This is a genomic window from Streptomyces sp. TLI_185, from assembly GCF_003814765.1.
GTDB lineage: Bacteria > Actinomycetota > Actinomycetes > Streptomycetales > Streptomycetaceae > Streptomyces.
The window spans coordinates 2,509,328-2,521,446 of record NZ_RKRB01000001.1 but is presented as its reverse complement, the minus strand read 5'-3'; the positions used below and the strand labels follow the sequence as shown (position 1 = coordinate 2,521,446).

At 69.2% G+C, this 12,119-nt stretch carries 11 protein-coding genes; 10 read left to right on the top strand and 1 reads right to left on the bottom strand.

The features are described 5' to 3' along the window. Positions 1-4: 4 nt before the first annotated feature. Positions 5-343 carry a DUF742 domain-containing protein gene (locus EDD92_RS11385; protein WP_260326494.1) on the top strand — a complete coding sequence of 113 codons (339 nt, stop codon included), beginning with the start codon at positions 5-7 and terminating at the stop codon, positions 341-343. Then, complete coding sequence (locus tag EDD92_RS11380; RefSeq protein ID WP_123964191.1) at positions 327-926, top strand: ATP/GTP-binding protein; 600 nt, start codon at positions 327-329, stop codon at positions 924-926. The genes EDD92_RS11385 and EDD92_RS11380 overlap by 17 nt, the downstream gene beginning before the upstream one ends. Positions 927-1,022: 96 nt before the next feature. Here the strand turns inward: EDD92_RS11380 and EDD92_RS11375 are convergent, their stop codons facing one another. Further along, positions 1,023-1,973 carry an ABC transporter substrate-binding protein gene (locus tag EDD92_RS11375; protein WP_123964190.1) on the bottom strand — a complete coding sequence of 317 codons (951 nt, stop codon included), beginning with the start codon at positions 1,971-1,973 and terminating at the stop codon, positions 1,023-1,025. Between the two features lie 412 nt (positions 1,974-2,385). Here EDD92_RS11375 and EDD92_RS11370 point away from each other — a divergent pair, with 412 nt between their 5' ends. The 8 genes from EDD92_RS11370 (at position 2,386) to EDD92_RS11335 (ending at position 11,916) form a co-directional block, all read left to right on the top strand. Beyond that, positions 2,386-3,243 (top strand): amino acid ABC transporter permease, encoded by an 858-nt coding sequence (locus EDD92_RS11370; RefSeq protein WP_123964189.1) that lies wholly within the window; start codon positions 2,386-2,388, stop codon positions 3,241-3,243. After that, complete coding sequence (locus EDD92_RS11365) at positions 3,240-5,018, top strand: FAD/NAD(P)-binding domain-containing protein (RefSeq protein WP_123964188.1); 1,779 nt, start codon at positions 3,240-3,242, stop codon at positions 5,016-5,018. The genes EDD92_RS11370 and EDD92_RS11365 overlap by 4 nt, the downstream gene beginning before the upstream one ends. Positions 5,019-5,050: 32 nt before the next feature. After that, positions 5,051-5,812 carry an amino acid ABC transporter ATP-binding protein gene (locus EDD92_RS11360; RefSeq protein WP_123964187.1) on the top strand — a complete coding sequence of 254 codons (762 nt, stop codon included), beginning with the start codon at positions 5,051-5,053 and terminating at the stop codon, positions 5,810-5,812. Positions 5,813-5,826: 14 nt separating this feature from the next. Then, complete coding sequence (locus EDD92_RS11355; RefSeq protein WP_123964186.1) at positions 5,827-6,906, top strand: LLM class flavin-dependent oxidoreductase; 1,080 nt, start codon at positions 5,827-5,829, stop codon at positions 6,904-6,906. Then, on the top strand, positions 6,903-8,276 hold the full coding sequence (locus EDD92_RS11350) for an NtaA/DmoA family FMN-dependent monooxygenase (protein WP_123964185.1): 1,374 nt from the start codon (positions 6,903-6,905) through the stop codon (positions 8,274-8,276). Before EDD92_RS11355 ends, EDD92_RS11350 begins: the two co-directional genes overlap by 4 nt. A 399-nt stretch (positions 8,277-8,675) precedes the next feature. Beyond that, complete coding sequence (locus EDD92_RS11345) at positions 8,676-9,575, top strand: S1 family peptidase (protein WP_123964184.1); 900 nt, start codon at positions 8,676-8,678, stop codon at positions 9,573-9,575. Between the two features lie 140 nt (positions 9,576-9,715). Beyond that, positions 9,716-10,606 carry a slipin family protein gene (locus EDD92_RS11340; protein WP_123964183.1) on the top strand — a complete coding sequence of 297 codons (891 nt, stop codon included), beginning with the start codon at positions 9,716-9,718 and terminating at the stop codon, positions 10,604-10,606. Positions 10,607-10,836: 230 nt separating this feature from the next. After that, the gene (locus tag EDD92_RS11335) at positions 10,837-11,916 is read left to right on the top strand and encodes a S1 family peptidase (protein ID WP_123964182.1); all 1,080 of its coding nucleotides are present in this window, start codon (positions 10,837-10,839) and stop codon (positions 11,914-11,916) included. The last annotated feature ends 203 nt before the right edge of the window (positions 11,917-12,119 follow it).

Sequence of the window (12,119 nt, the reverse complement as noted above, 5' to 3'; positions counted from 1 at the left end):
GCCCATGGACGTAGAGCCTGTTGAGGACGTGACGTTCGTCCGGCCGTTCATCATCACCGGCGGCCGGGCCGAGCCGCTCCAGGCCGACCTGCGGCTGGAGACGCTGGTCGTCGCCGTCGGCGTCCCCGACGACTCGCTGACGTTCGAGCGACGGCACATCGTCGCGGTGTGCGAGCAGCCGACGACGGTCGCCGAGGTGGCGTCGCGGGTCGGTGTCCCGCTGGGCGTCGCCAAGGTGCTCGTGTCCGACCTCGTCGTCGCCGGCCGGCTCGAGTGCCGGGAACCCGAGGAGCTGCCGCTCCAGATGCTCGAAAGGATCAGGGATCATGTCCGGGCGCTCTGACAGGATCGTGCCGCTCGCCGTGAAGATCGTGGTGAGCGGCGGACTCGGTGTCGGCAAGACCACGTTCATCGGGGCGATCTCGGAGATCGAACCGCTGGACACGGAGGCTGCCATGACGCAGGTTTCCGTGGGGGTGGATTCGCTCGACGGGGTCGAGTCGAAGACGACCACGACCGTTGCGCTGGATTTCGGACGGATCACTCTTGATCCGACGATCGCGCTCTATCTGTTCGGGACGCCCGGGCAGGACCGGTTCTCGTTCCTGTGGGACGACCTGGTGGAAGGGGCGCTGGGGACGGTTGTCCTCGCGGACACCCGGCGGATCGAGGAGTGTTTTCCGGCGGTTGACTACTTCGAGTCGCAGGGGGAGCCGTTTGTGCTGGCTGTGAATCGCTTCGACGGTGCGGAGCGGTTTGAGCTGGATGAAGTGCGGGAGGCGCTTGGCCTGGGGGCCGATGTGCCGGTGTTGGAGTGTGATGCTCGGGAGCGGGGGTCGGTGCGGGATGTTCTGGGGGCGTTGATGGATCGGGTGATCGGGGTTCGGGCTGCTGCGCCTAAGAGGCGGGTGGCTATGGTGCGTTAGCGGGTGCGGGTTGTATGTGGCTGGTCGCGCCCAGGCCGCGTTAGCCGCAGATCCAGCACAGCCCCGCGCCCCTTCAGTGGCGCGGGGTACTTGCCGTCAGCTCTTCAGTTCCGGGGGTGAGATCTGGGACTTCGTGATCGCCGAGCCCGTCGTGCCCCACTTCTTGAGGATCTTCTTGTACGTGCCGTCTGCTATCAGCTTGTTCACTGCTGACTGGAAGGCGGGGGCCAGTTTCGTGCCCTTCTTGAAGGCGAAGCCGACGTCCAGGCGGTGGTACTCGTTGAGGAACTTCACGCCCTGCTGCTGGGCCACCGCGTAACGCAGGCCGTTGATGGTGGACATCACCACGTCGCTGCGGCCCTGTTGGAGGGAGGACCAGATGGCGCCGGTCTCGTTGTAGGTCTGCACCTTGTACGGCTTCTTGCCGGCGGTCGTGCAGAGCTTCTTGTTCTCCTCCAGCGTCGCCTCGAAGGTCGTTCCCGCGCCCGTTGCGACGTTCAGGCCGCACAGCTGCTTCAGGTCCGTGACCTTGGAGAGCTTGCTGTCCTTGCGGGTGGCGAAGCCCTGGCCGTCGTTGATGTAGGTGACGAAGTCGATGGTCCTGCGGCGTTCGTCCGTGACGCCGAAGTTGCTCGCGCCGAAGTCGTACTTGCCGCTGTCGAGGGCCGGCAGGATCGCCTCGAAGCCCGCCTGTTCGGACTTGAGCCGGAGGCCGAGCACCTTGGCGACCGCGTTGGCGAAGTCGACGTCCTGGCCGGTCAGGGTTCTGCCGTCGTCCAGGTAGGTGGTGCCGGGCGGAGTGCCGCCCACGCTGTAGGCGACGGTGAGGCTTGTCGTGCCCGACGGGAGGAGCTCTGCCGACGCCTCGTCCTTGTGGACACCGGAGACCACGTCGGTCGTGGGGTTCTTGTCGGCCTTCGCCGAGGTGCCCACGGTGCCGGTCGAGCCGTCCGAACCGGAGCCGCAAGAGGTGAGCAGCAGAGTAGCCGAAGTAATCAGGGCGAAAGGTGCAAAAATTTGTCTACGGGTACGCGTGAGCGTGCGCATCGTGTGCGGTCTCCTGGAAGCAGGGAGGAGTGAAGAGAGCGCGAGGGGAGGGGTGCGTGCGCGTGTGAAGGCGAAGAGGGAGAACGCTCAGAGCGCCCGGTTCAGGGCGCGCAGTGGGGTCGGCTCAACAGGAACAGGACCACACTCGACCGAAGTCGATGTGGGAGCGCGTGACCAGCCACTGCTGTGGATGCATGGGCCAAGTGGAACAGGCATCCGGTTCTGCGTCAACTGACTTGAGACGTGTCGCTCACATGCCGGACAGCCTTGACAGTGAGGGGAAACGGCCCCGTACAGTCGATGGACGGCCCTGCTGAGGGGCTCGGCCGTATCGCGCTGTCGCTGTGCCCAGCCCGGCGCGTCCGTGTGAAGGCATCCACCGTGTTCGACCTCTGCGTCACGGAGCCTTCCCATGTCTTCCGACACCATCGCCAAAATCCCGGCCGCACCGGACATACCCGAGCGCGCGGACGCCTTGCGGATCGTTCCGCAGCGCCGGTTCGGCCAGTGGGCCGCCGCTGTCGTCGTCCTGGCCCTTCTCGGGCTCGCCGTCAACTCCGTACTGCGCAACAAGGCGTTCCAGTGGGACGTCGTCGCCGACTACTTCACCTCGGACTCGGTGCTGCGCGGGCTGTGGCTCACCCTGTGGCTGACCGCGGTCGTGATGGTGCTCGGCTTTGCGCTGGGCACGCTGCTCGCCGCGTTCCGCCTGTCCGCCAACCCCGTGCTGCGGGCGGTGAGTTGGGGCTACGTCTGGCTCTTCCGGTCGATTCCGATCCTGGTGCAGCTGTTGTTGTGGTTCAACATCGGGGCCCTGTATCCCGAGTTGTTCGGGATCAAGACCGTCAATCTGCTGGGGCCCGTCGAGGTCGCCGTCATCGGACTCACGCTGCACGAGGCCGCCTACGCTGCCGAGGTCGTGCGCGGCGGGATCCTCTCCGTCGACCGCGGACAGATCGAGGCCGCCCAGGCGCTCGGACTGAGCCGGTGGCGGCGCCGGCGGCGGATCGTGCTGCCGCAGGCGATGCGCTCCATCGTGCCGCCCGCCGGGAACATGCTGATCGGCACCCTCAAGGGCACCTCCATCGTCAGCGTCATCGCCGTGAACGACCTGCTCTTCTCGGCGCAGCTGATCTACCACCGCACCTACCAGGTCATTCCGCTGCTGATGGTGGCCACCCTCTGGTACACCGTCGTCACCTCGGTGCTCGGCGTCGGCCAGTACTACGTGGAGAAGCACTACGCCCGCGGTTCGGAGCGCGCGCGATGAGGCCCTCCCTGGTGATCGTCGGGGCCGGTCCGCGGGGGACCGGTCTCATCGAGCGGATCGCTGCCAACGCGCCCGAGCTGTACGCCGGTTCGGGCTTCGACATCCATCTCGTCGACCCGCATCCGCCGGGCGCAGGACGCATCTGGCGTGCCGCGCAGTCGCCACTGCTGTGGATGAACTCCCACGCCGAGGACGTCACCATGTTCACCGACGAGACGGTGGCCATGGAGGGCCCGGTGCGGGAGGGGCCCACGCTGCACGAGTGGGCCGGTATCGACGGCCGTACCTTTGCGGACCGTCAGCTCCAGGGGGCCTATCTGCGCTGGGTGCATGAACAGGCCGTCGCCTACCTGCCCCCGGGCGTCGTCGTCCACCACCATCCCCGGCGGGCCCTGCGGGTCACCGGCCCGCGCGAGGGCCGTCAGCAGGTCTGGCTGGAGGGCCGCCCGCGCCCGCTCCTGGCCGACCTCGTCGTGCTCGCGCTCGGCCACCTCGACGCCGAACTCGACGACCAGCAGGCCGAGTTGGCCGAGTATGCACGTACTCATGGACTGGTCCACCTTCCGCCCGACTTCACCGCCGACAGTGACCTGTCCGCGCTGAAGGCCGGTGAGCCCGTCCTCGTGCGCGGGTTCGGGCTCGCCTTCGTCGACCTCATGGTGCTGCTGACCGAGGGGCGGGGCGGACGGTACGAGGGCGACACCTATGTGCCGTCGGGGCAGGAGCCGGTGCTGTACGTCGGCTCGCGGCGCGGAGTGCCGTACCACTCGAAGATCGGCTACGACTGGAGCGGTGAACGGCCGCCGCTGCCGAGGTTCTTCGGGCCGCCCGAGGTCGAGGCGCTGCTCGCGCGGTCGGAGGGTGTCGCCCGCGGGGGAGCCGCTGTCGGATACAGCCGGCGGGATGTGTGGCCGCTGGTGGAGAAGGAGCTGGGGTTCGCGCACTACCACCGGCTGTTCACCGTGCATCCGGAGCGGACCCTCATGTCCTGGGCCGATTTCGAGGAGAAGTACGCGGCCGGGAACGGCGCGGACATCCAGGCCCTCGTGGCGGCCGCCGTGCCGGACCCCGTGGACCGGCTGGACCTGGCCGCGCTCGACCACCCGCTGGACGGGGTGCGGTACGGCTCGTTCGAGGAGTTCCAGGACGGACTGCGCACGTATGTCGAGCAAGACCTGAGCAGACGTCACGATCCGGAGTACAGCCCGGACTTGGCGGTCTTCTTCGGCCTGCTCTCCGTCTACGGCCAGTTGGTCCGGCTCGGTGGCATCGGCCCCTGGTGGCACAGCTTCTTCAGCTATCTGGCCTCCGGGCCGCCCGGGCCGCGGCTGCGGCAGATGCTGGCGCTGTCCCGTGCCGGTGTCCTGAAGTTCGTCGGCGCCGACATGACCGTCAGCGCCGAGGGCGGGGTGTTCCGGGCGTCCAGTGCCACTGTTCCGGGCGCCTTCGTGGAGGCAAGGGCGCTGGTCGAGGCGCGGCTGCCCGAGCCCACCGTCGGACGGGCCCGCGACACCCTGCTGCGGGAACTGCACGCCGACGGCGCCGTCGAGACCCCCGACGGGCTGCTCCGGGTGGACCCCGCCGACGGGCGGCTCCTCGACGGGGCCGGGCGGCCTCATCCCCGGCGGTTCGCGCTCGGGCCCTACACCGACGGACGCACGCCCGGCGCCTTCACCCGGCCGCGCACCGGCGGTCCTGCCTTCCGGCAGAACGATGCCACGGCAAGGGCGGCACTGCTGTTCCTGCGCGAGCCGGCCGACAGCGCAGCCGCATGACCCGCCTCCCTCCCATCCAAGGAAGTGCCCCGATGAGCGTCATGGTCGACATCAGATCCGTCCACAAGAGCTTCGGCTCGCTCGAGGTCCTCAAGGGCATCGATCTGGAGGTGCGCACCGGCGAGGTCACGGTCGTTCTCGGTCCGTCGGGCTCCGGCAAGTCGACGCTGCTGCGCACCATCAACCACCTGGAGAAAGTGGACCACGGCGCGATCAGCGTCGACGGCACGCTGGTCGGCTACCGGCGCTCCGGCGACAAGCTGCACGAACTGCCCGAGCGTGAGGTGCTCAAGCAGCGGACACGGATCGGGTTCGTCTTCCAGAACTTCCATCTGTTCCCGCACCTCACCGTGGTGGACAACATCATCGAGGCACCGGTGTCCGCGCTGAAACGGCCGCGCAAGGAGGCCGTCGAAAGTGCGCGCCGACTGCTCGACCGTGTGGGTCTCGCGGACAAGGCCGACGCCTACCCGCGGCAGCTCTCCGGCGGACAGCAGCAGCGGGTGGCCATCGCGCGGGCGCTCGCGCTGGAGCCCAAGCTGCTGCTCTTCGACGAACCGACGTCCGCGCTCGACCCCGAGCTGGTCGGCGAAGTCCTCGACGTCATAAGGGACTTGGCCCATCAGGGCACCACGATGATCGTCGTCACGCACGAGATCGGCTTCGCCCGCGAGGTCGCCGACACGGTGGTGTTCATGGCCGACGGAAGGATCGTCGAGCAGGGACCGCCCGGTGACGTGCTGGACGCTCCCCGCCACGAGCGGACACGGGCGTTTCTCTCCAAGGTTCTCTGAAAGGTTCCCCCCACATGACCTCATCGAACGGCCGGGGGCGGTTGCACCTGGCCGCCGCCCTGGACCAGCCGGCGGTGTTCGACGCCGGCTCCCACATCGAACTGGCGCGGCTCGCCGAGCGCGGCGGCCTGGACTTCGTCACGCTGGACGACACCTTCGCCCGCCCCGGCCCCGACGCGCTCGCCGTCCTGTCCCGCGTCGCCCCCGCCACCGCCCGCATCGGCCTGGTCCCCACCGTCACCACCACGCACACCGAGCCCTTCCACGTCCAGGCCGCCGTCGCCACCCTCGACTGGGTCAGCCGCGGCCGGGCCGGCTGGCGGATCGACGTGTCCACCACCGAGGGCGAGGCCCGTCTCTTCGGCCGCCGGCACGCCGTACCCGCCGACGAGTTGTGGCGCGAGGCCGGCGAAGTCGCCGACGTGGCCGCCAGGTTGTGGGACAGCTGGGAGGACGACGCCGAGATACGGGACCTGGCGACCGGCCGCTTCATCGACCGGGACAAGCTGCACCACGTCGACTTCACCGGCGCCGGCTTCTCGGTGAAGGGCCCCTCGATCGTGCCGCGGCCTCCGCAGGGCCACCCGATCCGCGTGGTCGACGCCACGGAGGGGCACACCCGGCGCACCGCCGCCCGGTACGCCGACGTGGCTCTCGTGCGGGCCGCGAGCCCCGCACAGGTCGCCGCCGTACGGGACCAACTCCGCCAGTCCGCCGCGGAGTTCGGACGCAACCCGGACACCCTGCGCGTGCTCGTGAGCCTCCTCGTCGACCTCGGCGACGGCGAGCACGCCGCCGAACCGGCCCACGGCGGGGGCGGCCCCCGGCAGACCGTGCAGGGCCCGCTGTACCGGGGCGGCCCGGTGGACCTCGCCGAGCTGATCGCCGGCTGGCACGCGGACGGCATCGTCGACGGCTTCCACCTCACGCCCACCGAGCCGCGCCGTGACCTGGAGCGGCTCGTCAACGGCACGGTGGCGGTGCTCCAGCACCGCGGCCTGTTCCGCACCTTCTACCCGGGCAGCACCCTCAGGGAGCACCTGGGCCTCGCCAGGCCCGCCAACCGGTACGCCGTGACAGGGGGAGCGTCATGACCGTACGGACTCGCGGGGCCCGCGGCCGGAGGCCGCTCAAAAAGCACTGCCATCTGGCGGCACTCCCCCACTCTCGACTTCGCTCGAGCGGGGGGACCCCCACCCCCGGCGTCAACAACACCACGGTGTGGTCCGATCCGCGGTCCCGGTCGCAGATCGACTTCTCGTCCTTCGAGTACCTCGCCCGCACCGCCGAACGCGGTCTGTTCGACTTCTTCTTCCTCGCCGAGGGGCTGCGGCTGCGCGAACACAAGGGCCGTATCCACGATCTGGACGTGGTGGGGCGGCCGGAGTCGCTCACCGTGCTGAACGCGCTGGCCGGCGTCACCGAACACCTCGGTCTCGCCGCCACCGTCAACGCGACCTTCAACGAGCCGTACGAACTCGCCCGCAGGCTGGCCACGTTGGACCACCTCAGCGGCGGCCGCGCGGCCTGGAACGTGGTGACCTCCTCCGACGCCTTCACCGGCGAGAACTTCCGGCGCGGCGGCTTCCTCGACCATGCGGACCGGTATGCGCGGGCCGCCGAATTCGTCGCCGTAGCAAGGAAGTTGTGGGACTCCTGGACCCCTGACGGCGTCCCCCGGCCGTTCGCGCACCGCGGGCAGCACTTCGACATCGCGGGCGAGTTCACCGTACCGCGCTCACCGCAGGGGCACCCGGTCGTCATACAGGCCGGGGACTCGGCCGAGGGACGGGAGTTCGCCGCATCCACGGCCGACGTCGTCTTCACGCGGCACGGCACGTTGGAGGCGGGGCGTTCCTTCTACGCCGATGTGAAGCGCCGCCTGGAGAAGTACGGCCGGAACCCGGACGACCTGAAGATCATGCCCGGTGTCACCGTCGTCCTCGGCGACACCGCCACCGAGGCCCAGGAGAGGGCCGCCGAGATCCGGCGACAGCAGGTGTCGCCGCAGAACGCGATCCTCGCGCTGGAGCAGATCTGGGGTGTCGATCTGTCGGCGTACGACCCCGACGGCCCGCTCCCCGAGATCGACCCTGTGGCGGACTCCGCGATCACCCAGGGGCGGACCCGGCGCGGCGACACCGTCGCGATCGCCGAGAAATGGCGCGCCCTGTCCAAGGAGAAGGGGCTGTCCATCCGGCAGACCGTGATCGAGGCGAGCGGCCGGCAGTCCTTCATCGGCACACCCGAGGCCGTCGCAGCCGAGCTCGACGAGTTCGTGCAGAAGGACGCCGCCGACGGCTTCATCCTCCAACCGCTGATCACCCCGGTCGGACTTGACGAGTTCGTGGACCGCGTCGTGCCGCTGCTGCAGGAGCGGGGCGCGTTCCGCACGGAATACCAGGGCGCGACGCTGCGCTCGCATCTCGGGCTGCCCGACCCAGTACCCTCCTCCGGCGCATGAACGGCCTGGGGGCACCCTGGGGCCGAGGACCATCCGGACGGGCGACTTCCGGACATCCCGAGGAGCTGGGCGGCCGAAGGTGACTCGGCGGTGCCGGCAGCCGGCGAGGCGGACGGTCTGACTGCTTCTGCATGGTCTCAGCGACGGGGGAACACGCGGTCGAGGCGGGAGTCCGCAACCTGGTCTGAACCAGGGCAGAGATGTCCAAATCTCATGGTTCCTCGAGGGCTTGACGGCCGAAAGGCGCCCTTGCGCCTACCGGCCGTTCGGCCGAATACTCCCCGCAAGCGCTTGTCAGGGGCACGGCGTGTCCGGAATCCGGACGAATGCGGCCCTGGCTGCGCCTCACGGGCCCCGACCCCACGCGGGCCCACCGACTTCCCCTTGGGAGGAACGAACGTGAGGATCAAGCGCACCATCCCCCGCAGCGGTATTGCGAGACGGACCCGGCTGATCGCCGTCACCACCGGTCTCGTGGCCGCCGCCGCGATCGCGGTCCCCAGCGCGAACGCGTCCACCGCCACCCCCTTCAGCACGACCCAGCTGAAGAGCGCCGACGCCTCGGTGCTCAAGGCCGACGTCCCGGGCACCGCCTGGGCCGTCGACAGCAAGACCAACCGTGTCGTCGTCACCGTCGACAGCACGGTCTCCAAGGCCGAGATCGCGAAGATCAAGCGGCAGGCCGGCAGCAACGCCGGCGCCCTCACCATCAAGCACACCTCCGGGCAGTTCAAGCCGCTGATCAGCGGCGGCGACGCCATCTACGGCGGCCAGTACCGCTGCTCCCTCGGCTTCAACGTGCACAGCGGGAGCACCTACTATTTCCTGACCGCGGGCCACTGCGGTGAGGTCGCCTCCACCTGGTACTCCAACTCGGGTCACACCACGACCCTGGGCACCAACGTCGGCTACAGCTTCCCGACCAACGACTTCGCGCTGGTGCGCTACACCAACTCGTCGATCTCGCACCCGAGCACGGTCGGCAGCCAGACCATCACCAGCGCGGCCACCCCGAGCGTCGGCACCACGGTCTACCGCCGCGGCTCCACCACCGGCACGCACAGCGGCCGGGTCACCGCCCTGAACGCCACCGTCAACTACGGCAGCGGCGACATCGTCTACGGCATGATCCAGACCACGGTCTGCGCCGAGGGCGGCGACAGCGGCGGCCCGCTGTACGGCGGCACCGTGGCGTACGGACTGACCTCCGGCGGCAGCGGCAACTGCTCCTCCGGCGGCACGACCTTCTTCCAGCCGGTCACCGAGGCGCTGAGCTACTACGGCGTGAGCATCGGCTGACATTTCCTGCGAGCGGCCCCCGTACGCAACTGGCGTGCGGGGGCTCCCTCTTGCTCGGGTGACGGAGTTACCTTCGAAGTACAGGCTTCGAAGTGCAGGTTTCGAAGTGCAGTCAAGGCTCAGTCCCCTGGGGGGCCGACATGGTCGAGGAGCTGGTGGCGGCGGGAGTGACCCTCGCGTCCGCCGGTGTGGTGTATGTGATGGCGGCGGCGCGGGTCGTCAAGCAGTACGAACGCGGTGTGGTGTTCCGGCTCGGCAGGCTCCGCGACGAGGTGCGCGGGCCGGGGTTCACGATGATCGTGCCGTTCGTGGACCGGCTCCAGAAGGTCAATATGCAGGTCGTGACGATGCCCGTGCCCGCGCAGGAGGGCATCACCCGGGACAATGTCACCGTGCGGGTGGATGCGGTCGTCTACTTCAAGGTGACCGGGCCGTCCGAGGCGGTCGTCCGGGTCGAGGACTACCGGTTCGCGGTCGCGCAGATGGCGCAGACCTCGCTCAGGTCCATCATCGGCAAGAGCGAACTGGACGATTTGCTGTCCAATCGGGAAAAACTCAACCAGGGGCTGGAGTTGATGATCGACAGCCCGGCCGTGGAGTGGGGCGTCACCATCGACCGCGTCGAGATCAAGGACGTGTCCCTGCCCGAGACCATGAAGCGCTCGATGGCCCGGCAGGCCGAGGCCGACCGGGAGCGCCGGGCCCGGGTCATCAACGCCGACGCCGAACTCCAGGCGTCGAAGAAGCTCGCCGAGGCCGCGCAGCAGATGGCGGACACCCCGGCCGCGCTGCAACTGCGGCTGCTGCAGACGGTGACGGCCGTCGCCGCCGAGAAGAACTCCACGCTCGTCCTGCCGTTCCCGGTGGAGTTGCTGCGGTTCCTGGAGAGGGCGCAGCAGCCGACCGGGGCGCCCCAGCAGGTCCCGCAGCAGCCGGTGCCGGCGCAGCAGCAACCGGTGCAGGAGCAACTGCCGCCTCCCGTGCCGCGCTTGGAGCCCGGCCCCGAGGGGGCGAATTCCGGACAGGACTAGACCTCACGCACTGCACACGGACTACTCGCTCGTAGTGTTTGCAGAGCGAAGACATGGGGTGACCGTGGACTGTCAAAAATGCGGGGGCGCGCAAACCCCGTTCTACGCGCGTCCTGAAGACGCCCTTGTGTGCTCCCTGTCGACCTCGGGATAGTAGGCGCTGTTCAACGCCTTCCGGTTCGTGAGGTCCCCACAACCTCCCGGACCGACCCCCCACAGGAGGACGTGAGTTGAAGCACCGACGCATACCCAAGCGGCGTGCAGCCGTGGTAGGTGCGGGCATAGCCGCACTGGTAGCCGCGGGAGTCACCTTCCAGACTGCGAACGCCAGCGAGCCCTCGAAGACCTCCGCGCCCGAGACCCTGTCGGCCGTGGCGGCCGGAAAGCTCGCCTCGACCCTCGGCAAGAACCTCGGCGCCGACGCGGCGGGAACGTATTACGACGCGAAGGCCAAGAGCCTCGTCGTGAACGTCCTCGACCAGGCCGCCGCCAAGACCGTCGAGGCGGCCGGCGCCAAGGCCAGAGTCGTCGAGAACTCCCTCGCCGAACTCGACGCCGCCCGTACGACGCTGACCAAGGACGCCACCATCCCCGGCACGTCGTGGTCGACGGACCCGGTGAGCAACAAGGTCGTCGTCACCGCCGACAAGACCGTCTCCAAGGCCGAGTGGGCCAAGCTCTCCAAGGTCGTCGACGGGCTCGGCGCCAAGGCCGAACTCAAGCGCTCGAAGGGGGAGTTCAAGCCCTTCATCGCGGGCGGCGACGCCATCTCCGGCTCGGGCGGGCGCTGCTCGCTCGGCTTCAACGTGACCAAGGGGGGCGAGGCGTACTTCCTCACCGCCGGGCACTGCACCGACGCCATCAAGACCTGGTCGGACTCCGGCGGCAACCAGATCGGTGAGAACGCCGACTCCCAGTTCCCGGGCAACGACTTCGGCCTCGTGAAGTACACCGCCGACGTGGACCACCCGAGCGAGGTCGACCTCTACAACGGCTCGACCCAGAAGATCACCAAGGCGGCCGAGGCGACGGTCGGCGAGAAGGTGACCCGCAGCGGCTCCACCACCCAGGTGCACACCGGCACGGTCACCGGCCTGAACGCCACCGTGAACTACTCCGAGGGCACGGTCAGCGGTCTCATCCAGACCGACGTCTGCGCCGAGCCCGGCGACAGCGGCGGCTCGCTCTTCGACGGCGAGTCGGCGATCGGCCTCACCTCCGGCGGCAGCGGCGACTGCAGCGCCGGTGGCGAGACGTTCTTCCAGCCGGTCACCGAGGCGCTGTCGGCCGAGGGCGCCCAGATCGGCTGAGCGTCACACCGGCTCCGCAGAACCAAGTTGCTCGAAGTTGCGTGAAGTCCCGCCCCGCGCGCGAGGGGCGGGACTTTCGCGTGCCAGGCGCTCCGCGGATGTGCGGTGGATTTGTCTGCGGGTGCGTCGTGGCTGGTCGCGCCCGTGCGGCGGAGCCGCATATGGATGCGGCCCCGCGCCCCTTTGGGGCGCGGCCGGACCCG